The organism is Humibacter ginsengiterrae (assembly GCF_054780115.1).
The window spans coordinates 50066-69840 of the sequence record NZ_BAAGWY010000007.1 but is presented as its reverse complement, the minus strand read 5'-3'; the positions used below and the strand labels follow the sequence as shown (position 1 = coordinate 69840).

18 protein-coding genes and 2 riboswitches are annotated in these 19775 nt (G+C 67.4%); of the genes, 9 read left to right on the top strand and 9 right to left on the bottom strand.

What is annotated here, in order from left to right; all coding sequences use genetic code 11:
* Window positions 1–57 precede the first annotated feature (57 nt).
* The 3 genes from ychF (at window position 58) to ACYVII_RS10170 (ending at window position 2356) form a co-directional block, all read left to right on the top strand.
* The gene (ychF, locus tag ACYVII_RS10180; protein WP_460534536.1) at window positions 58–1131 is read left to right on the top strand and encodes a redox-regulated ATPase YchF; all 1074 of its coding nucleotides are present in this window, start codon (window positions 58–60) and stop codon (window positions 1129–1131) included.
* A 125-nt stretch (window positions 1132–1256) separates the two neighbouring features.
* Complete coding sequence (locus tag ACYVII_RS10175) at window positions 1257–1424, top strand: hypothetical protein (RefSeq protein WP_460534534.1); 168 nt, start codon at window positions 1257–1259, stop codon at window positions 1422–1424.
* Between the two features lie 110 nt (window positions 1425–1534).
* On the top strand, window positions 1535–2356 hold the full coding sequence (locus ACYVII_RS10170) for an Fpg/Nei family DNA glycosylase (RefSeq protein WP_460534532.1): 822 nt from the start codon (window positions 1535–1537) through the stop codon (window positions 2354–2356).
* 54 nt (window positions 2357–2410) lie between these two features.
* Here ACYVII_RS10170 and ACYVII_RS10165 read toward each other — a convergent pair whose 3' ends face one another.
* Window positions 2411–2962 (bottom strand): type 1 glutamine amidotransferase domain-containing protein, encoded by a 552-nt coding sequence (locus ACYVII_RS10165; protein WP_460534530.1) that lies wholly within the window; start codon window positions 2960–2962, stop codon window positions 2411–2413.
* Between the two features lie 110 nt (window positions 2963–3072).
* Here ACYVII_RS10165 and ACYVII_RS10160 point away from each other — a divergent pair, with 110 nt between their 5' ends.
* Window positions 3073–3795, top strand: coding sequence for a methyltransferase domain-containing protein (locus tag ACYVII_RS10160; RefSeq protein ID WP_460534528.1), 723 nt, complete (start codon window positions 3073–3075; stop codon window positions 3793–3795).
* Window positions 3796–3810: 15 nt separating this feature from the next.
* Here ACYVII_RS10160 and ACYVII_RS10155 read toward each other — a convergent pair whose 3' ends face one another.
* Window positions 3811–4209, bottom strand: coding sequence for a PPOX class F420-dependent oxidoreductase (locus tag ACYVII_RS10155; protein WP_460534526.1), 399 nt, complete (start codon window positions 4207–4209; stop codon window positions 3811–3813).
* A gap of 34 nt (window positions 4210–4243) precedes the next feature.
* Here ACYVII_RS10155 and ACYVII_RS10150 point away from each other — a divergent pair, with 34 nt between their 5' ends.
* A complete protein-coding gene (locus ACYVII_RS10150; protein ID WP_460534524.1) occupies window positions 4244–4702 on the top strand; it encodes an SRPBCC family protein in 459 nt (152 codons plus the stop codon).
* Here ACYVII_RS10150 and ACYVII_RS10145 read toward each other — a convergent pair.
* Genes ACYVII_RS10145 through ACYVII_RS10125 form a run of 5 tightly spaced genes read right to left on the bottom strand, consistent with a single transcriptional unit; the run spans window position 4664 to window position 10503 of the window.
* Entirely contained in the window at window positions 4664–5893 is a 1230-nt protein-coding gene (locus ACYVII_RS10145; protein ID WP_460534522.1) for a cysteine desulfurase family protein, read from the bottom strand. The two genes, ACYVII_RS10150 and ACYVII_RS10145, sit on opposite strands and share 39 nt — an antisense overlap.
* A 22-nt stretch (window positions 5894–5915) precedes the next feature.
* Window positions 5916–6809 (bottom strand): nicotinate-nucleotide diphosphorylase, encoded by an 894-nt coding sequence (gene nadC / locus ACYVII_RS10140; protein ID WP_460534520.1) that lies wholly within the window; start codon window positions 6807–6809, stop codon window positions 5916–5918.
* A complete protein-coding gene (nadB, locus tag ACYVII_RS10135) occupies window positions 6803–8386 on the bottom strand; it encodes an L-aspartate oxidase (RefSeq protein ID WP_460534518.1) in 1584 nt (527 codons plus the stop codon). Before nadB ends, nadC begins: the two co-directional genes overlap by 7 nt.
* A gap of 1 nt (window position 8387) precedes the next feature.
* Complete coding sequence (nadA, locus tag ACYVII_RS10130; protein WP_460534516.1) at window positions 8388–9695, bottom strand: quinolinate synthase NadA; 1308 nt, start codon at window positions 9693–9695, stop codon at window positions 8388–8390.
* Window positions 9696–9753: 58 nt separating this feature from the next.
* Window positions 9754–10503 carry an NUDIX hydrolase gene (locus ACYVII_RS10125; protein ID WP_460534514.1) on the bottom strand — a complete coding sequence of 250 codons (750 nt, stop codon included), beginning with the start codon at window positions 10501–10503 and terminating at the stop codon, window positions 9754–9756.
* A 121-nt stretch (window positions 10504–10624) separates the two neighbouring features.
* A riboswitch (glycine riboswitch) is annotated at window positions 10625–10724 on the top strand.
* Between the two features lies 1 nt (window position 10725).
* Window positions 10726–10826: riboswitch (glycine riboswitch) on the top strand.
* Between the two features lie 83 nt (window positions 10827–10909).
* Between ACYVII_RS10125 and gcvT the strand changes: the two genes are divergently transcribed.
* The 3 genes from gcvT (at window position 10910) to gcvP (ending at window position 15517) form a co-directional block, all read left to right on the top strand.
* The gene (gcvT, locus tag ACYVII_RS10120) at window positions 10910–12133 is read left to right on the top strand and encodes a glycine cleavage system aminomethyltransferase GcvT (RefSeq protein ID WP_460534512.1); all 1224 of its coding nucleotides are present in this window, start codon (window positions 10910–10912) and stop codon (window positions 12131–12133) included.
* Window position 12134: 1 nt separating this feature from the next.
* Complete coding sequence (gene gcvH / locus ACYVII_RS10115; RefSeq protein WP_460534510.1) at window positions 12135–12521, top strand: glycine cleavage system protein H; 387 nt, start codon at window positions 12135–12137, stop codon at window positions 12519–12521.
* Between the two features lie 149 nt (window positions 12522–12670).
* On the top strand, window positions 12671–15517 hold the full coding sequence (gcvP, locus tag ACYVII_RS10110) for an aminomethyl-transferring glycine dehydrogenase (protein ID WP_460534821.1): 2847 nt from the start codon (window positions 12671–12673) through the stop codon (window positions 15515–15517).
* A 170-nt stretch (window positions 15518–15687) separates the two neighbouring features.
* On the opposite strand, the gene ACYVII_RS10105 is transcribed toward gcvP, so the two are convergent.
* Entirely contained in the window at window positions 15688–16569 is an 882-nt protein-coding gene (locus tag ACYVII_RS10105) for a hypothetical protein (protein ID WP_460534508.1), read from the bottom strand.
* Between the two features lie 311 nt (window positions 16570–16880).
* Window positions 16881–17705, bottom strand: coding sequence for a CPBP family intramembrane glutamic endopeptidase (locus ACYVII_RS10100; RefSeq protein ID WP_460534506.1), 825 nt, complete (start codon window positions 17703–17705; stop codon window positions 16881–16883).
* A 283-nt stretch (window positions 17706–17988) separates the two neighbouring features.
* Here ACYVII_RS10100 and ACYVII_RS10095 point away from each other — a divergent pair, with 283 nt between their 5' ends.
* Window positions 17989–19752, top strand: a complete 1764-nt coding sequence (locus tag ACYVII_RS10095; RefSeq protein WP_460534504.1) for an ABC transporter family substrate-binding protein — start codon at window positions 17989–17991, stop codon at window positions 19750–19752.
* The last annotated feature ends 23 nt before the right edge of the window (window positions 19753–19775 follow it).

Sequence of the window (19775 nt, the reverse complement as noted above, 5' to 3'; positions counted from 1 at the left end):
TGACTACGCCTGGAAGCGACCCGGCCGGTCATAGGCCGCCGGATACGATGGATGCCCGTGGCTCTCACTATCGGCATCGTCGGCCTGCCCAACGTCGGCAAGTCCACCCTCTTCAACGCCCTGACCAAGAACCAGGTGCTCGCGGCGAACTATCCGTTCGCGACGATCGAGCCGAACATCGGCGTGGTGAATCTGCCCGACTCCCGGCTGGGCGTGCTCGCGGAGCTGTTCCACTCCGAGCGGGTGGTGCCTGCCGCCGTGAGCTTCGTCGACATCGCCGGGATCGTGCGCGGCGCGTCGACCGGTGAGGGACTCGGCAACCAGTTCCTCGCGAACATCCGTGAGGCGGATGCCATCGCGCAGGTCGTGCGCGGATTCACCGACTCCGACGTCGTGCATGTGGAGGGCGAGGTGAACCCTGCGAACGACCTGGAGACCATCGGTGCCGAGCTCATGCTCGCGGATCTGCAGACGCTCGAGAAGGCGATCACGCGTTACGAGAAGGAGGTGCGCGGCCGCAAGCTCGACCCGGTCGTTCTCGAGATCGCGCTCGCCGCGAAGGATGCGCTCGAGAAGGGCACCTTGCTGTCGGCCACCGGCCTCGACCTCGCTCCGATCAGGGAGCTCGGCCTCCTCACCTCGAAGCCGTTCATCTTCGTCTTCAACGTGGACGAGGCGGTACTGACGGATGCCGTCCGCAAGGCCGAGTTGGCCGCCCTCGTCGCGCCCGCCCACGCGGTCTTCCTCGACGCGAAGCTCGAATCCGAGCTGATCGACCTCGACGAGGACGATGCTGCGGAGCTGCTGGCATCCACTGGTCAGGAGGAGAGCGGGCTGGACCAGCTCGCCCGGATCGGATTCGAGACGCTCGGCTTGCAGACGTTCCTGACCGCCGGTCCGAAGGAATCGCGGGCGTGGACCATCCACAAGGGATGGAAGGCACCCCAGGCTGCCGGTGTGATCCACACCGACTTCGAGAAGGGCTTCATCAAGGCCGAGGTGATCTCGTTCGACGACCTCGTCGAGCTCGGCTCCGTGCACGAGGCTCGTGCGCATGGCAAGGCCCGTCTGGAGGGCAAGGACTACGTCATGCAGGACGGCGACGTGGTGGAGTTCCGCTTCAACGTCTAGAAGTGATCGAGCCGTGACCCATGCGACCGTGCCACGGATCGCGTCGGAGACCTGGGCGGTTCTGTAAGCGCTTCTCGTTTCATTCGCGACGTATCCTTGCGCTGTCGCCGGAAGGAAGCATCGACGTGTCTGCTCAGGAACAACGTTCGTCGCACCACGTACCCGCCCCCGGAGAGCCAACGGTACCGGAACTCGAGGAGGACGAGACGATCGCGCCGCGCCCTGAAGAGGAGATCGCCGACGTGCTTCGGGCCGAGCCCGATGTCGAAGACCACAGGCAGAGCCGGGCTTGACGACGATCCGGGCCAGGGCGCCGTGGTTCACCGGCGTCCACAACGCTGACCCGACCGGGACCCGCCAACGATGCCGGGCGTCTGTCTGATGACCGTGCGAGGCTAGGGGCATGCCCGAGTCACCAGAGGTGCAGGCCGTGGTCGAGCAAATCGGCGATCGGCTCGCCGGTCGCGCGCTCACCGCGGTGGACCTGCTCGAGTTCCGTGTGGTCAAGACGCGGCCCCGTCCGCCGGAGAGCCTGATCGGATCCGATCTGACGCGCGCTCGGCGTTTCGGCAAGTACCTCGATCTCGTCTTCGGTGAGCAGCACCTCGTGATTTCGCTCGGTCGGCACGGCTGGGCGCGCTGGGCTGGCGACACCACAGCTGTCGAGCAGCTGCCACCCGCGCTGGCGATCCTCGACTTCGACGACGGAACTCGCCTGGAACTGACGGATGCCGGTGGCTGGGTATCTCTCGGCGCCTGGGTCGTCGATGACCCGCTCAATGTGTCCGGCATCGCCGCGCTGGGACCGGACCCGGCCGATTCGGGCTACTCGCGCGGCAATTTCGACGGAGCGTTCGTCGGTCGTCGCAAGCAGTTGAAGGCCGTGCTGGAGGAGCAGAAGTCCATCGCAGGCATCGGCAACGCGTACTCTGACGAGATCCTGTTCGCGGCGCGCCTGAATCCGATTGCTCACGCGTCGGCGCTCGACGAGGCCGAGCTCGAGCGGTTGTTCGAGCAGACGGTCGGTGTCATCCGGGGAGCGATCGGCGCACGGCGCGGCATCCCGATGTCCGAACTCAAGGCGGCGAAGACGGCCGCGATGCTGGTGCACGGCCGTGCCGGTGAACCGTGCCCGGGATGCGACGACACGATCCGGGACTTCGCGTTCGCAGGCACGACGGCTCAGTACTGTCCGCAGTGCCAGACCGGTGGCGAACTGCTCTGAACGCTCGAGGTGCCGGAGTGAATCACCCCGGCACCTCGCTCGCGTCTTACGTCCTCAGGCGGTCTGATCCTGGTCCTTGCCCTCACCGATCTCCTCGACGGCCTTGGCGTTGAACGCGGGAAGATCCGCCGGGGTGCGGCTGGTGACGAGGCCGTGGTCGACCACGACCTCCTCGTCCACCCAGTCGGCGCCCGCATTGCGCAGGTCGGTCTTCAGGCTGTGGTAGCTGGTCATCCGCCGCCCGTCCACGACGCCGGCCTCGATCAGCGTCCACGGCGCATGGCAGATCGCGGCGACAGGCTTGTGCTCCTCGAAGAACCCCTTGGTGAACGCGACCGACGCCTCGTCCGTGCGCAGATGATCGGCGTTCACCACTCCGCCGGGCAGAACGAGTGCATCGAATTCGGATGCCTGCACCTGCGAAGGCGACGCATCCACCGACTGCCGGTGGCCGTTCTTGCCCTTGATCGATCCGGACTCCGGCGACACCATCGTGAGCGTTGCGCCCACCGCTTCGAGCGCCTCCCACGGCGAGCTCAGCTCGGCGTCCTCATACCCGTTCGTTGCCAGGAAGGCGACCTTCTTGCCATTCAGTTCTCCACTCATGGTGGCGACGGTATGGCGAGGGCGGAAACGACCCCCAGGGGTTGACAGCCTGCACCGCAGAATCGGGACGTGCCGCACCGGCGGAACCTCCGGCATGGCAAGCTGACGACGTGCCCGATGCGATCTTCGACGACCCGCGCCTCGCGCGCCTGTACGACCCGCTCGACCCCGACCGGAGCGACCTCGACGCATACCTCGCGATGGTGCGAGAGTTCAGCGCCCACACCGTGCTCGACATCGGATGCGGTACCGGCACCTTCGCCTGCCTCCTCGCCGGGGAAGGGTTCGAGGTCGTGGGCGTCGACCCGGCCCTGGCATCGCTCGACGTGGCACGCGGCAAGCCGGACGCCGAGCGCGTCCGGTGGATTCACGGAGATGCGACGTCGCTTCCGCCGCTGAATGCCGACATCGCGTTCATGACCGGTAACGTCGCCCAGGTGTTCCTCACCGACGAGGAATGGATGGCTACGCTCACCGGCATCCGGGAAGCGCTCCGTGCGGGCGGCAGGCTGGTCTTCGAGACACGCGACCCCGAGCAGAAGGCGTGGCTCGGATGGGTTCGGGATGCCACTTTCGAGGACGTGCAGCTTCCCGACGCGGGACGTGTGCGTTCCTGGACCGACCTGATCGACGTTTCGCCACCGCTGGTCACGTTCGAGTCGTGGGTGGTCTTGCCCAGCGGTGAGCCGCTGCGCTCGACGTCGACACTGCGGTTCCGCTCCCGCGGCGAGGTCGAGCATTCGCTCCTTGACGCGGGTTTCACGGTCAGCGATGTACGCGAAGCTCCCGATCGCCCCGGCAAGGAGTTCGTGTTCGTCGCGCTCCGTTCGTGAGCGCGTGCCGCGCGCTCAGTTCGTGACGGCGTGCTCCACGCTCATCACGAGAATCACACGGTCGGCGCGATCCGCAGGCGGCTGCACTTCTGCGTCTCCGTACCGGCGCCCGAGGCGCACGTAGAACTCGCCCTCCGGGTCGGGCACGACGTCGACGAGGCGGCCTCGCACCTCCAGGTACCGGTAGAAGTCCTTCTCGCGCACGACCGTGAGGCTCATCGACGGGTTGTGCCGCAGGTTGCGGTACTTCTGCCGCTTCGTGGTGTGCGTGAAACGGATGTGCTCCCCGTCGAACTCGAACCACATCGGGTTCACCTGCACGGTGTCGTCCGGCCGGATGGTGCCCAGGAACCCGAAGTTGGGCTCGATGAGCATGGGCTTGAGGTCGGCGCGAATGATGTCGGATGCCGTCATTCCTCCATCCTGTCGGATGCGCCACGATGGGGATATGACTGAGCACGACGACGCGACACGCGTCACCTCCGCAAGCCGTGACATCCAGGCGTCCGCCGCGGTGATCTTCGAGCTGATCGCCGACCCGGCACAGCAGCCGAGGTGGGACGGCAACGACAACCTTCTCGAAGCCGAACCCGGACAGCGGGTTCACGGTGTCGGCCAGATCTTCGCGATGACGAACCGAGGTGGCCGTGTGCGCGAGAACCATGTCGTCGAGTTCGAGGAGGGCCGCCGCATCGCCTGGATGCCTGCAGAGGTCGGAAAGCCGCCGATCGGGCAGCTGTGGCGGTGGGAGCTCCAGGAGATCGAACCCGGCCGGACCACGGTCACCCACACCTACGACTGGACTCAGCTGAACGACGAGTCTCGCCTCGAACGCGCGCGAGCCACCACTTCGGAGCGGCTTATGGCTTCAATCGATCGGCTCGCCGCGCTCGCGGAGGCTTCCTGACTCGTTCGCGCTGACGGCCGCCTTTCGCGCAGGGTCCGCGCCACGCACAGCGACGACGGATTCGACGAGTGCGTCGGCCGCACGGCCGAGGTCGGCCGGGGAGGCGTGCGTCCAGCTGAAGCGCAGAGCCGTGCTCGCTACGTCGTCGGGCACCCCGAGCGCCGTGAGCACGTGGGAGGGCTCGGTGCGACCGGCAGCGCACGCGGAACCGCTGGAGGCGACGACTCCTCGCCGCTCCAGTTCCAGCAACACGGTCTCACCGTTCACGCCGTCGATCACGAACGATGCGTGCCCCGGGATGCGCCGCTCCGGATGCCCGGTCAGCGTCGTGCCGGGAACTCGCGTGAGGACGGCGGCGATGAACGCGTCACGGTCCGGGTCCGTCGTGAGGCCGGACTCATCAGCTGCCGGCCGCTCGTGCTCCGCGGCTTGGAGAGCGGTGGCCAGCGCGACCGCGAATGCCAGGTTCTCGGTGCCCGACCGGCGACCGCGTTCCTGGCCGCCGCCGTGCAACACCGGCTCGACGGGCATGCCTCCGCGTAGGAAGAGGGCACCGGAGCCCTTCGGCGCGCCCACCTTGTGTCCCGAGAACGAGAGCGCGTCCACGCCGAGGCGTCGAACGTCGAGCGGGAGCCGCCCGGCCGCCTGCACCGCGTCGGTGTGGAACCGGGCTCCGACGCGATGGGCAGTCTCGGCCAGTTCGGCCACCTGCTGCACCGTTCCGATCTCGTTGTTCGCGTACGCGAGCGAAACGAGGGTGGTATCCGGACGCAGCACCGAGAGCAGAGCCTCGACCGTGACCACGCCCTGCGCGTCAAGCGGCACGAAGTCCACCTCGAAGCCGTGCACCCGGCGCAGGAAGTCCACGGACTCGAGCACGGCCTCGTGCTCCGTCGCAGCCGTCACGACGTGACGCCCGCGCGGTTCGCCGAGCGCGATGCCCTTGATTGCGAGGTTGTCGGCCTCGGTGCCTCCTGCGGTGAACACCACCTCGGATGCGCGACACCGGAGCACCGACGCGACGCGCGTGCGGGCATCCGTGAGCGCGGCGGCAGCGCGCAGACCCGGCTCGTGCGTGCTCGACGGGTTGCCGAACTCGCCGGTCAGATACGGCCACGCCGCCTCGAGTGCGGCGCGGCGCACGGGCGTGGTCGCTGCCGCGTCGAGATAGAGAGTGGCGGGTGCCGGCATCAGCGCTGTGGTTTCGACACGCTCAACCGGCGGAAGAGGCGGTGGCAGGAGAAGTGGCGGCAGCGGCGTCGATGTCGAGGTCGAGCCCGATGTCGAGCGATCGCACGCTGTGCGTGAGCGCACCGACCGAGATCACGTCGACCCCCGTGGCGGCGATCGCGGCGACCGTGTCGAGGTTCACGTTGCCACTGGCCTCCACGATGGCCCGGCCGGCGACCAAGGCGACGCCCTCGCGCAGCTCGTCGACCGTGAAGTTGTCGAGCATGATCGTGTCGACACCGCCCGCGAGCACCGGTTCGATCTGGTCCATGCGATCGACCTCGACCTCGAGGTGCGTCGTGTGTCCCAGCCGCTCCCGCACGGAACGGATCGCATCGGTCACCGATCGGCCGCCGGCGGTGAGCACGGCGAGGTGGTTGTCCTTGGCCATGACGGCATCCGACAGCGAGTTGCGGTGATTGCGGCCGCCGCCGCACACCACCGCGTGGCGTTCGAGCGCTCGCAGCCCAGGCGTGGTCTTGCGGGTGTCGACGATGCGCGCGTTCGTTCCAGCCGCAAGCTCGACATAGCGTGCGGTCAGCGTGGCGATTCCGCTCATGCGCTGCACGAGATTCAGTGCGACCCGCTCGCCGCGCAGGATGCCCCGGGCCGGCCCCGCCACACGTGCCAGCGCCTGGGCCCTCTCGAAGCGCTCACCGTCGCCGACCAGAAGCTCGACGACGATGCGCTCGTCGACGGCGACCATGGTGCGCTCGAGTACCTGACCGCCGGAGAACACTCCTGGGTCGCGTGCGACAAGGCGAGCGGATGCCGTCGCCTGCGCCGGAATGAACAGTTCGCTGGTCACGTCGCCCCACGGTGCATCCTCCTCGAGGGCGGCGGTGACGACCCGGTCGATGATCTGCTGGGTCAGCACGCGCCGACCACCTCTCGTGTCATGCCCTGACGGGCGTCGGTGAATGTGCCGATGTGCACGTCGCCATCGCGGAGGACGACTCGGCTGTGCACGGCCTCTGAGTGGGTTGTCGGGAAGTCGCTGCGGTAGTGGGCGCCGCGAGATTCCTCCCGTGCCAGGGCTGCGCGCACCACCAGGTCGCCGAGCGTCAGCAGGTTGAGTTCCTCCTGTGCGGCGATGCTCGGAACCGAGTCCGCAGGCTGCAGCTCGTCGATCAGGCGCAGAGCCTCGCTCAGCCCATCAGCGTTCCTTTCGACGCCCGCATAGCGCCACATCACGTCGCGAAGATCGTCCACCGCGCGTTCGGATGGCACTTCGCCCGCTGCGCGGCCGGAGCCGGAGAGAACGGTGTCCTCGACCGGCGACGTGGGCAGTTCGGTAGCAGACAGCGCATCCGCTGCACGAGCCGCGAACACGAGCCCCTCCAGCAGCGAGTTCGACGCCAGCCGATTCGCCCCCTGAGCCCCGGTGCACGCCGCCTCGCCGATCGCTAAGAGACCGGGAATGCTCGTGCGTGCCCAGGCATCCGTCTTCACCCCGCCCATCCAGTAGTGAGCGGCGGGCGTCACCGGAATCGGCTCGAGCGCCCAGTCGAGTCCAGCAGCCTCGCACGCCGCCTGGATGGTCGGGAACCGATGCGCGAGGAACCGGCGCCCCAGCCCTGTGGCATCCAATAGAACCGGGGCGCCGTTCTGCGCGGTCATCTGCCGAGCGATGGCTCGGGCGACAACGTCGCGGGGCGCGAGCTCCGCATCCCGGTGCACGCGCTGCATGAAGCGCGATCCCGAGGCGTCCAAGAGCACGGCACCCTCGCCACGCACCGCCTCCGACACGAGGGTTCCGCCCGGCGCCGCCAGCGCCGTCGGATGGAACTGGTAGAACTCGAGGTCGGCCAGCTCGGCGCCGGCCCGCCACGCGGCCGCGATCCCGTCGCCGGTGGCACCGCACGGGTTCGTGGTGTGCGAGTACAGGCGTCCAGCGCCGCCGGTGGCGAGCACCACGGCCTCCGCCCCGAGCACGCCGCCGGTACCGTCCGCATCGAGCGTGCGCACACCGACCGTGCGACCGGACCGCACAACGAGATCGGTCAGCATCGTGTTCTCCACAATGCGGATCCCGGATGCCCGCACCCGCGTCGCCAGCGTCACCTCGATCCCGCGTCCGGTCGCGTCGCCTCCAGCGTGCAGCACCCTCGAGCGGGAGTGCGCGGCCTCGAGCCCGCGCGCCAGCTCGCCGCCCGACCGGTCGAACGGCACACCGAAACGCACCAGTTCACGCACGAGCGCCGGACCTTCTGAGCAGAGGATGCGCACGGCATCCTCGTTCCCGAGCCCGGCGCCCGCCAGGAGCGTGTCCCGCACGTGCAGCTCGACGCTGTCGTCGTCGAAGAGCGCGGCAGCTATGCCACCCTGCGCATAGAGCGTGTTGCTCTCCTGCAACGCTCCCTTCGTGATCAGCGTCACTTCCGCGAACGTCGAGATCCGCAGCGCGGCGGTGAGACCCGCGATGCCGCTGCCGACGACCACAACGCGAGACATGTCAGGCCGCCATCGTCCTGTCGGGACGTGCCGCGAGCATCCGCTCGAGTGCCACCCGGGCATCCGTCGCGACCTCATCGGTGACGCGCACCTGGTTGACCACCTCGCCGCGCACGAACGACTCCAGCACCCACGCGACGTATCCGGGGTGGATGCGGTACATCGTCGAGCACGGGCACACCACGGAGTCGAGGCAGAAGATGGTGTGCTGCGGGTACTCCGCCGCCAGCCGCTGCACCAGGTTGATCTCGGTGCCGATCGCGAACGTCGACCCGGCGGGCGCCGCCTGGATCGCCTTGACGATGTAGTCGGTCGAGCCGTACTCGTCGGCGGCGTCGACCACGTCCATCGGGCACTCCGGGTGCACGATGACGCGCACGCCGGGATGCTCCGCCCGGGCCCGGGCGATCTGCGGCACGGTGAACCGCTTGTGCACCGAGCAGAAGCCCTGCCACAGGATGACCTTCGCGTCGCGTAGCGACTGCGCGTTGTTGCCGCCGAGACTCTTGCGCGGGTTCCACATCGGCATCGCCGTCAGCGGCACGCCCATCGCCTTCGCGGTGTTGCGTCCGAGGTGCTGATCGGGGAAGAAAAGCACCCGCTTGCCGCGCTCGAAAGCCCAGCGCAGCACGGTCGACGCGTTCGACGAGGTGCAGACGATCCCGCCGTGCCTGCCGCAGAACGCCTTGAGCGCAGCCGACGAGTTCATATAGGTGACGGGGATGACGGATGCCGTGCCGTCGGCGCCCGCACCGCTCTGCTCATCCCGGTACAGCTCCATGAGCTGCTCCCAGGCCTCCTCGACGGAGTCGATGTCGGCCATGTCGGCCATCGAGCATCCCGCGGCGAGGTTGGGGAGGATGACGCTCTGCTCGCGCGCGGTCAGGATGTCAGCGGTCTCGGCCATGAAGTGCACACCGCAGAAGACGATCGCTTCGGCTTCGGGATGCGCCTTGGCCGCGTTCGCGAGCTGGAACGAGTCGCCCACGAAGTCCGCGAACTGCACCACCTCGTCGCGCTGGTAGAAGTGGCCGAGCACCATCACGCGCTCTCCGAGCGTGTCTTTGGCGGCACGGATGCGGTCGGCCAGCTCCTCGGCGGATGCGTCGCGGTACTCCTGCGGCAGCTCGCCCTGCGTAGGGGAGTCCGCGGGAATCGGATCGGCCATCGATGCCCCGGGCCCGTACCCGGGCATTCCGAGGTCGAACGACCACGGTGCCTCGACGAGTTCGGGCGTGCAGGTCTCACCCTGTTCTTCGCCCGACGCGATGAGCTGGATGGTGCGGTCGACGGAGGCGGTGATCGTCATGAGATGCCTTCTCGGTTGTGTAGGTGGCCTGGTTGAAGCCGGGTGCCGGTGTACGTCGTCACGGGGGCGGCAGCGGTCCGTTGTCGGCGAGGTCGACGGAACCGCCGTAGCGGTAGAGCTTGGGCGGCCGGTGCCGGGTGCCGGTGAGTCGCTCGCCGGTGTCGACGAGCGTGTCGGATGCCTCCATGGCCCTGCGGAAGTTGGCAGGGTCGAGAGGCCTGCCGAGCACGGCCTCGTGCACCTCGCGCAGTTGGGCAAGCGTGAACGTCTCACCGAGGAGCGCGTGCGCGATGCGGGAGTACTCCATCTTGTTGCGCAGCCGCCACAGCGCATACTCGACGATCACGTTGTGGTCGAAAGCCAGCGGAGGCAGCTCGTCGGCCGGGAACCAGCGCACGTTCTGGCCGACCGTCGCCCTGGCGGCCTCGCCCGAGCCGACGAGCGCCCAGTACACGATCGAGACGACGCGGGCCCCATCGGAAGTGCTGGCAGGGGAGCGGTCGGCGTCGCCGAACGCGTAGAGCTGCTCCAGGTAACGGGGTGCGAGTCCCGTGGTGTCGCCGAGGGTGCGGCGCGCGGCATCCGACAGTCCCTCCGTCACGTGGAGCGGACCTCCCGGCAGAGCCCACCGACCCTCGAACGGCTCGCGGATGCGTCGCACGAGCGGCAACCACAGCGTCGGAGCCGAGCCTTCAGCGCCGAACCGATCGTCCGCCCGCAGGGCGAAGATGACCGTCGAGACCGCGAGCTCGACATCGGCGCCGGATGCCTGTGCTCGTGCGGCAGTGCCGCCTGCGTCCGTGTTCATGTTCGTCATAAGAGTAAAGGTTTGATTGACCTGAAGTAATCCTACACCTTGTGGTTCGGATGACTGGAACTCACCTTCAGCGAGGGCGATAGGCTGAGCGCACAACAGAAGATCGGGCCACACGGTCGATGCGGGAGAGTCCGCGCGGGTCTTCCCGCAGCGGGCACCGAAGGAGCAATCCTCCCCGACAATCTCTCAGGTACCCCTACCGCGTCGAACTGGCCGCTCTGGAGAGCAGTCCGAGGTATCAGCCCGGGCTCGCCCACGGTGAAAGGTCCGCGACCGCGGGCCGAATCTCTCAGGCATTCAGTGACAGAGGGGGAGTTCTCACGAGACGTGTCGTATGACGCGTCCGTCCTCGACGGGTGACCCCCAGGTTCCCAACGCGAACAGATTCGGAGAACTCATGGCCCAGCCCTCTTCACAGAAGCAGGCTTCGTCTCAGAAGCTATCGCCCCTGAACGATGCGCACATCGCCGCAGGCGCGAGCTTCACGGACTTCGCCGGCTGGCAGATGCCGGTGCGGTACTCGAGCGACCTCGCCGAGCACCACGCGGTGCGCACGGCTGCCGGACTATTCGATCTCTCGCACATGGGCGAGATCGTCGTGCTCGGGCCGCAAGCCGCCGATGCACTCGACCACGCGCTCGCCGGACGCCTGTCGGCGCTGCAGCTCGGGCAGGCGAAGTACAGCCTCCTGCTGAACGAGCGGGGCGGCATCCTCGACGATCTCGTCGTCTACCGCACCGGCGTCGATCGGTATCTGGTGGTGGCGAACGCGGCCAACCGGCAGACCGTCGCAGAGGAGCTGACGAAGCGGTCGGCATCCTTCGAGGCGGATGTCTACGACGAGTCGGACGACATCGCGCTGATCGCGATCCAGGGCCCGCGCGCGCTGGAGATCCTGCAGAACGTCCAGGGACTCGGCATCGAGGCGGGAGACGACGTTCCAGAAGACCACGAGGAGCCCGACGTCGAGAATGCGCTCGCCGGCCTGAAGTACTACCGGTCGCTGTCCGGCACGTTCCAGGATCATCCGGTGCTGATCGCCCGCACCGGCTACACCGGCGAAGACGGCTTCGAGCTCTATGTCGCGCCCGACAATGCGCCTGCCCTGTGGGAGGCGTTGCTGGAGACCGGTGCGGGAGCAGGACTCGTGCCCGCGGGTCTCGCCGCCCGTGACACGCTGCGCCTGGAGGCGGGCATGCCGCTCTACGGGCACGAGCTCACAGCGGGAACGTTCCCGTCTCAGGCAGGGCTCGGTCGCGTCGTTGTGCTCGACAAGCCCGGTGATTTCGTGGGCCGCTCCGCGATCGAGCGGGGCGCGGCGCCGGATGCCCGTGTGCTCGTGGGTCTGGAAGGCGCAGGCAAGCGCGCGGCCCGCGCCGGTTACGCACTGTATGCGCATGCGGCGAGCGAGGCCGAGGCCGTGCCGGCTGCCGGCCAGGACGCCCCGATCGGCGAGATCACCTCCGGCGCGCTCTCGCCCACGCTCGGGCATCCGATCGCGCTCGCCTACGTGGATCCGGAGTACGCCGACGTCGGCACCGAACTCGATGTGGATGTGCGCGGATCGCGCATCCCGTTCACCGTCATCACCCTGCCCTTCTACAGCAGAAAGAAGAACTGACATGGCAGTGCCCACCGATCGTCGTTACACCGCAGAGCACGAATGGGTGCTCGGTGACGGCGACACCGTCACCGTCGGCATCACCGAGTACGCGGCCGAGAAGCTCGGCGACGTCGTCTTCGTCGACCTGCCGGCGGCGGGAAGCGACGCCGCCGAGGGGACCGTCGTCGGCGAGATCGAGTCGACCAAGTCGGTGGGCGAACTCTTCGCGCCCGTCAGCGGCGAGGTGCTCGAGGCCAACCAGGCGGTGATCGACGCGCCCGAACTCGTCAACTCCGACCCGTTCGGCTCCGGCTGGCTGCTCAAGGTGCGCGTGGCCGACGCGTCGCGGCTGGAGGACCTGCTGGATGCCGCAGCCTACGCAGCGCTGATCGGCGACGCGGAGTGAGCGCCGGTCCCCACGAGCACGGCCCGAGCGAGCACGGCCCCAGCGAGCATGACCAAAATGAGCAGAGCGCAGTGAACGGAACCGCTCTCGGAGCCCGAAGCACCTTCGCCGACCGCCACATCGGTCCGGACGCCGAAGCCACGCGTGGCATGCTCGACGCCCTCGGCTTCGACTCCGTGGACAAGCTGGTGCGCACGGCCGTGCCCAAGGGCATCCAGCTGCCCGCAGATGTCGACCTGCCGAACCGGTCACTGCCCGTCGAGGGCGTGAGCGAGCGCGACGTCCTGACCGAGCTTCGGGCGCTCGCCTCCGGCAACCGCGTGAACACGTCGTTCCTCGGGCTCGGCTACTACGGAACCGTGACCCCCGCGGTCATCCAGCGCAACGTGCTGGAGAACCCGAGCTGGTACACCGCCTACACGCCGTACCAGCCGGAGATCTCGCAGGGGCGCCTCGAGGCGCTCATCAACTTCCAGCAGATGGTGTGCGACTTCACCGGCCTCGATATCGCCAACGCGTCGATGCTCGACGAGGGCACGGCTGTTGCAGAGGGGATGCTGCTGGCCCGCCGAGCATCGCGCGCGAAGTCCAGCGTCTTCCTCGTCGACTCGGATGCCTTCCCGCAGACGCTCGCGATCCTGCGCGGTCGCGCAGCGGCGGTCGGCATCGAACTCGTCGAGCTCGACCTCGCCTCCGCGAACCCGGTCGAGTTGCCCGAGGCGTTCGGCGCGTTCGTCCAGTACCCGTCCGCCTCGGGCCGCGTATGGGACCCGTCGCGCGTCATCGACACCGTGCACGCCGGTGGCGGCCTCGCAGTCGTCGCCGCGGACCTCCTCGCACTGGCTCTGATCAAGGCTCCTGGCGAGCTAGGTGCCGACATCGCGGTGGGTACGACGCAGCGATTCGGGGTGCCGATGGGCTTCGGCGGCCCGCACGCGGGCTACATGGCCGTGCGCAAGGGTCTCGAGCGTCAGCTCCCAGGCCGCCTCGTCGGCGTCAGCCAGGATGCCGCCGGCAAGCCCGCATACCGACTCACGCTGCAGACCCGCGAGCAGCACATCCGTCGCGAGAAGGCCACCAGCAACATCTGCACCGCCCAGGTGCTTCTGGCGGTGATGGCATCGATGTACGCGGTCTACCACGGACCACGCGGCATCCGCGCGATCGCACAGCACGTGCACGCGAACACGGCGTTGCTGGCCGACATGTTGGTGCAGCGCGGTGTGCACGTGTTGACCGATTCCTACTTCGACACCATCCGGGTTGGTGTCGACGACGCGAACGCCGTCGCAGGTGCGCTCCACGCCGCCGGCATCCTGGCGCACGTCGTCGACGAGACAACGCTCTCGTTCAGCATCGACGAGGCGAACGTCGACGACATACAACGCATCGTCGGCGTCGTCGCCCCTGGGGCGCCGCAGGAGCGGCTCGGCGACGACCACGAGCCGGAGCCTGGCGTGCGGCCGGCACGAACGTCCTCGGGCATTCGTCGCTTCCCCGAGCACCTGGCCCGCACGAGCGAGTACCTCACGCATCCCGTCTTCTCCTCGTACCACTCCGAGACGGCGATGATGCGCTACCTCAAGCTGCTCGCCGACCGCGACTACGCGCTCGACCGGGGCATGATCCCGCTCGGATCGTGCACCATGAAGCTCAACGCCGCCACCGAGATGGCCGCCATCACGTGGCCGGAGTTCGCGGCGATGCATCCGTTCGCCCCCGCATCGGATGTCGGCGGCTATCTCGACCTCATCGCCCAGCTCGAGACGTGGCTGGCGGAGCTCACGGGCTACGACACCGTCTCACTGCAGCCCAACGCGGGCAGTCAGGGCGAGCTCGCGGGTCTCTTGGCGATCCGCGGTTACCACGATGCCAACGGCGACGCGCACCGCACCGTGTGCCTCATCCCGCAGTCCGCGCACGGCACGAACGCCGCATCGGCCGTGCTCGCCGGCATGCGGGTGGTCGTCGTGGCGACGGATGCCGCGGGCAACGTCGATCTCGACGATCTGCGCGGCAAGGTGGCCCAGCATGCCTCCGAACTCGCCGCCCTGATGATCACGTACCCCTCCACGCACGGCGTGTACGAGCACGACGTCGTCGACGTGATCGACGCCGTTCATGCCGCCGGGGGACAGGTGTACATCGACGGCGCCAACCTCAACGCGCTGCTCGGCTTCGCTCGCTTCGGCGACTTCGGCGGGGATGTCTCGCACCTCAACCTGCACAAGACCTTCTGCATCCCGCACGGAGGCGGCGGACCCGGCGTCGGACCTGTTGCGGCGAAGGCCCATCTCGCGCCGTTCCTGCCCGGGCACCCGCTCATGCAGTCGAACGACCATGTGGGATACGCGCACGATGGCGCACCCGTCTCTGCCGCGCCGTACGGGAGCCCGAGCATCCTGCCGATCTCCTGGGCGTATGTGCGCATGATGGGAGCCGAGGGCCTCGCTCGTGCGACCGGTGCCGCCGTGGTCTCCGCGAACTACGTCGCGGCGAGGCTCCGCGAGCACTACCCGGTGCTGTACGCGGGCGAGCGCGGACTGGTGGCGCACGAGTGCATCATCGACATCCGTCCGCTCACGGATGCCACGGGCGTCACCGTCGACGACGTCGCCAAGCGCCTGATCGACTACGGATTCCATGCGCCGACCATGAGCTTCCCGGTCGCGGGTACTCTCATGGTGGAACCGACCGAGAGCGAAGACCTCGCCGAGCTCGACAGGTTCGTCGAGGCGATGATCTCGATCAAGGCCGAGGCGGATGCCGTTGGTGCAGGTACCTACCCGGCCGACGACAACCCGCTGCGAGGCGCCCCGCACACCGCGGAGTCGGTCGTGGGGGAGTGGACGCATCCCTACACGCGTGAGCAGGCGGTGTACCCGGTTTCGGGTCTCGTGCGCACGAAGTACTGGCCGCCGGTGCGCCGCATCGACCAAGCCTGGGGCGACCGCAACCTGTTCTGCGCCTGCCCGCCGCCTGAGGCGTTCGCCTAGCGAACGCCTCAGGCGGCGGGATCCGCTGCACTGCTTGCTGGCAGGCGCCGTCGGCGCGCGAGGTGTTCGCGTAGCGAACCCTCAGGCGGCGGGAACCGCCGCTGTGCTCGTGTGCCTGAGATCGCTGCACTGTGCCGAGACCGGGGAGCTGTGCGCCGGTTTCGGCACGATCAGTCGGTCTCACCCGATTTCGTGGCCTCGAAGGATCGCGGGTTGTGCGCGAGCGTTGCAAGGAGCGAGACATTCCGCCGGCGCACCGGTCGGAGCCCGGCAGCGCGAAGTTTGCGGTCCAGCGATTCGTAATTCAGGACGTCTCCCCAATCCCACCGCGCGAATCCGCCCTCGTGCCGGCGCAGACGGTCTTCGCGCGTCTTCTCCGCAACGAAGTGAGCTTTCGCCGCCTCTGCATCGTCGGCGTCGTACTTCCCGTAGCCATCCGCCTCACCGATGATTCGCTGTAGACGCCAGTAGAAGTCGACGCGATCATGCGCGTTCTCGTAGTTGAACCGCACCTGCAGTTCTGGCCGTTCGTAGCCCAGCCAGTCGATGGCCGCGCGGCTGGCCGACTCATTGGGCGACTCGGCATCCGACGTCGCTTCCCCCAGCACCCAGCGCAATTGACGCCGACCGCGACGGCTGGAGATGCGCTCCGCTCGCTCGAGAAGTTCGGATGTGGTCACCAACCCCTTGTGCAACGCGGAATCGGCCACTGCCAGTGCGAACGCAGGGGGCAGGACGAGCCCGAGATCCACCACAGTGTCGGGCATGGCAGTCGTCACGATCCCGCCAGACATGTCGAGGCTTCGCTCGTCACGGAAGGCGTGCACAGCGACATCGCCGTCGACCGACATTGCGCCGGAGCGGCCGATCACGTGAACGTGCCGCGGCTCGCCGAATACGGGCCCTCCACGGAGGGCGCCGGCAGACTCCAGACAGAAGACAGGATGGTGCAGGGCTCGTTGGACCGCGTGGATGCGAGCGATGTACTTCTCCCATGGCGCTAAGGCGCTCCAAAGGTCGCGCCGCGCGTAGACACCCGGATGCACGCGCACGAGAGCTCGATCGCGGTATGGGGTGCTTCCGCTGAGCCTCTCCCGCGCGACGACCAATGGAATGGGGCAGGGAACCGGGCCGGGCATCCCTCCATCGTGCTCGAACCGATTGGCGCAGTGGCAACGAACGCATTATCGGTGGAAAACTCGCCCGAGTCGCTGTCTCGAAAGCTCCCACCCCACACTCTGCGTGCCAGCCTGAGACAGGTCGATCGTGCTGAGACCCGCGCATAATGCCGCGAGCTCAGCTCAATTCGCCGGTCTCACCGGCGTCGCGGAGCTCGGCGAGTCGCAGGGCTCGACGCGCCGCGTCACTTCGAGGGGCCGAAGACGGTCGGCCACAACGCGACGGCGAGCGGGTAGCCCACGAACGACACGATGTCGAGCAGGCTGTGCGCAACCACGAGTGGCGCTGTGCGCCCCCACCGCCGATAGCACCACCCGAACACGATCCCCATCGCCGCGTTGCCGAAGAACGGCCCGATGCCCTGGTACAGGTGATAGCTGCCTCGCACGAGCGCGGACGCGACGATCACCCACCACGAGTTCCACCCCAGCTGCTTGAGGCGCGTGAACAGGTAGCCGATCATGATGATCTCCTCCTGCAGCGCCGCGCGCACAGCGGAGAGCAGCAGAACGGGCACCGTCCACCAGTACTGGTCGAGCGGAGATGCCTGCACGTCGACCGTGATCCCGATCGCGCGACCCACGGCGTACAGGCCGAGCCCCGGCACACCGATCACGGCCAGCAGCAGCGCACCGCCACCCAGGTCGCGCGACGGCCGTGACCAGTCCAGGCCGATGCGCCGGAAGCCGCTTCGCGCCGGCTGCCACAGCAGGTACACGGCGAGCGCGACGGCCATCAGCGAGAAGCCGATGTCGAGCACCTGATACGTGAAGTCCACCCACGGTGTCGACGACTGCGACGGGTTCAGCTGCGCGCTCTGATCCTTCAGAGGGGTGGGAGCCGCGAGCCGCTGAACGATCGTGAAGATCGAGTACACGGCGGACTGCCCGAGCGACAGGCCGAGAACGATGCCGACTTCCCACCACAGCCGCGCGCGATCGCCGCGTTCCGCCACGTCCTCGAGGGGGAAGGATGCCCATGGCAGCCGCACGTCGCCCGCCTCGCCCATGCCAGTCATCCTGTCACGAGCGGCGCCGGCACCGGGGCGAGGTCAGCGCCCTGATATCGGCAATAGTGAGCGATGCTCGAGATTGCTCAAATGTTGCAATCCGCGCCGGAAATCCGCGGCGAATCCGAAATAGACGCCCGAATCGCGCTTCCACGGTCACTACCTCGTAACGGTTGCGCCTGTGGGTTTTGTGGCGCGCCGCAGAGGTGTCTATCTTCGTTGCTATCTCGTGCGCGTCGACATACCCCTGTTCGTCGTGCGCAATTCCCAACCAGGAGGAACATTGAAGATCACGCGAAAGCGTCTGCGTCCCGTAGTGGGTGCCGTCGCGGTCGCCGCCGCCGCAGGGCTTGTGCTCTCCGGCTGCACGACGAGCACGCCCTCGAGCGAGGCATCGTCCGGCGGAAAGACCATCACGGTCGCCCAGGTTAACGAGGCGTCGTCGTTCAACTACAACACGCCACAGGGCAACCTGGACACGAACGGCTACATCTGGCAGATGACGCAGCCCCAGTTCTTCACGCTGCAAGGCTCCAACTACAAGATCGTCCCGAACACCGACCTCGGCACCTACAAGAAGCTCAGCAACAACCCGCTCAAAGTCGAGTACACGCTGAACCCGGATGCCAAGTGGTCCGATGGCGTGGCGATGACGGCAGACGACCTGATGCTCGGATGGGCGCAGTCGGCGTGCTATTACGACTCGGCGAAGTTCGACGACCAAGGCAACGTCACCTCCGGTACGCAGTACTTCACGACGGCCGGCGGATGCCCGTTCGCGACGAACCTGCCGAAGATCAGCAACAACAACCGAACGATCACGTTCACCTATGACCAGCCCTACGTGGACTGGCAGCTCGTGAACCCGATTCAGTTCCCGGCACACGCCACGGCCAAGGAAATCGGCGTCAGCATGAAGGACCTGACGAACGCGTTCCTCAAGACGCCGAAGGGCAACCCGGACAGCCCGGCTGCTCCGAACCCGATCATCCAGAAGGCCGCCAAGCTGTTCAATACCGGCTATGACGCCACGGCGATGCCGAAGGACAAGAACCTTCTGATCTCCGGCGGCCCGCTCGAGGTCTCGGCGTGGACCCCGAAGCAGTCGATGACCTTCGTGCCGAACCCGTACTACAAGGGTTCGCACAAGGTGAAGTTCGGCAAGCTGGTCATGCGGTTCATCGGTGACGCCAACGCGCAGGTCACCGCACTGCAGAACGGCGAGGTCGACGCGATCCAGCCGCAGCCTTCAGCAGACACTGTGAAGGCTCTGAAGGCGGTTTCCGGTGTTCACATCCTGCAGGGTGACCAGGCAGCGTATGACCACCTCGACCTGAACTTCAAGTCGCCAGTGTTCAGCGACCCGACAGTTCGTGAGGCGTTCCTGCTGACGATCCCGCGTCAGGACATCCTGAACTCGATCATCACACCGATCAACCCGAAGGCGAAAGTTCTCGACTCGCAGGTCTTCCTGCCCGGGCAGGACGGCTACGACCAGTCCGTGAAGAACAACGGATCGTCCGCCTACGACAAGGTCGACATCGCCAAGGCGAAGCAGCTCCTCGCGGGCAAGACGCCGACCGTGAAGATCCTGTACAACACGGGCAACCCCAACCGCGTGGACTCATTCCAGGCGATCCAGTCGTCTGCTGCCAAGGCAGGGTTCAACGTGGTGGACGGTGGTTCGCCGCAGTGGAGCTCGCTGCTGGCCGGTGGCAACTACGACGCGTCCATCTTCGGCTGGATCAACCCGGGTGCAGGTAACGCCGCGCTCCCGCAGCTGTTCCAGATCGGCAACGGCGGCAACTACAACAACTACAACGACCAGCAGGCCAGCGACCTCGCCGTGAAGTCGCAGACCACGCTCGACCCGCAGAAGCTGATCCAGATCAAGCAGCAGATCGATGCACTGACGTTCAAGGACGCGTATGGCCTGCCGCTGTTCCAGCTGCCCGGGATCTTCGCCTACACGGGCAAGGTCAAGGGCATCGGGTACTTCGGCGGCCAGAACGGCATCTTCTGGAACTTCTGGGAGTGGACGAAGTAATCCAGCACACCGATTGATCAGCT